The sequence below is a fragment of the Streptomyces shenzhenensis genome (assembly GCF_003688995.1).
Classification (GTDB): domain Bacteria; phylum Actinomycetota; class Actinomycetes; order Streptomycetales; family Streptomycetaceae; genus Streptomyces; species Streptomyces shenzhenensis_A.
This window is the reverse complement of the sequence record NZ_PENI01000085.1, coordinates 1-1,203: the sequence shown is the minus strand read 5'-3', so window position 1 is coordinate 1,203 and position 1,203 is coordinate 1. Positions and strand designations below refer to the sequence as shown.

The window sequence follows — 1,203 nt, the reverse complement described above, 5'->3', positions numbered from 1 at the left end:
CCGACCTTGCCCTGGTGGGTGTTGCGGTGCACGTCGTGGGCGGCCTGCCCGGTGTCGTGGAGGGCGTAGACCCTGGAGAGTGTCGGGTGGATCTTTCCCTTGGCGACGAGCCGGTTGGCCTCCCAGGCCTCGCGGTAGTTGGCGAAGTGGGAGCCGATGATCCGCTTCAGTGACATCCACAGGTAGCGGTTGTCGTACTCGTGGGTGTAACCGGAGGTGGAGGCACAGGTGACGATCGTGCCGCCCTTGCGGGTGACGTAGACGGAGGCACCGAAGGTCTCACGGCCGGGGTGCTCGAAGACGATGTCGACGTCCTCGCCGCCCGTGAGCTCCCGGATACGCTTGCCGAACCGCTTCCACTCCCGGGGATCCTGGGTGTGCTCGTCCCTCCAGAACCGGTAGTCCTCGGCGCTGCGGTCGATGACCGCCTCGGCGCCCATGGCCCGGCAGATCGCGGCCTTCCGCGGCGAGGAGACCACACAGACCGGGTTGGCGCCGCCGGCCAGCGCGAACTGCGTCGCGTACGAGCCGAGCCCCCCGCTGGCACCCCACACCAGGACATTGTCGCCCTGCTTCATGGCCGCACCGTTGCGGGAGACCAGCTGACGGTAGGCGGTCGAGTTCACCAGACCGGGCGCGGCGGCCTCCTCCCAGCTCAGATGCCGCGCCCTGGGCATCAGCTGGTTGGACTTCACCAGAGCGATCTCGGCGAGCCCCCCGAAGTTGGTCTCGAACCCCCAGATCCGCTGCTCCGGGTCGAGCATGGTGTCGTTGTGACCGTCGGAGGACTCCAGCTCGACGGACAGACAGTGCGCGACGACCTCGTCACCGGGCTTCCACGCATGCACACCCGGACCGGTGCGCAGCACCACACCCGCGAGGTCCGAGCCGATGACGTGGTACGGCAGGTCGTGCCGCGCGGCCAGCCCGGACAGCTTGCCGTAGCGCTCCAGGAAACCGAAGGTCGGCAGCGGCTCGAAGATCGACGTCCACACGGAGTTGTAGTTGACCGACGAGGCCATCACGGCCACCAGGGCCTCACCCGGCCCCAGTTCGGGCACCGGGACCTCGTCCAGATGGAGCGACTTGCGCGGATCCTTGTCACGGGTCACGAGCCCGTCGAACAGATCCGTCTCGTCCTTGTGCACAGTGATCGCGCGGTACGACTCGGGAAGCGGCAGGGCGGCGAAGTCGGCGGACACG

The 1,203-nt window shown here is 68.1% G+C and carries 1 protein-coding gene; it reads right to left on the bottom strand.

Translation table 11 applies throughout. From position 1 onward, the window contains the following. Positions 1-1,202: crotonyl-CoA carboxylase/reductase (ccrA, locus tag CTZ28_RS46275; RefSeq protein WP_121895947.1), on the bottom strand; the 1,202-nt coding region annotated here is incomplete at its 3' end. Position 1,203 lies beyond the last annotated feature (1 nt).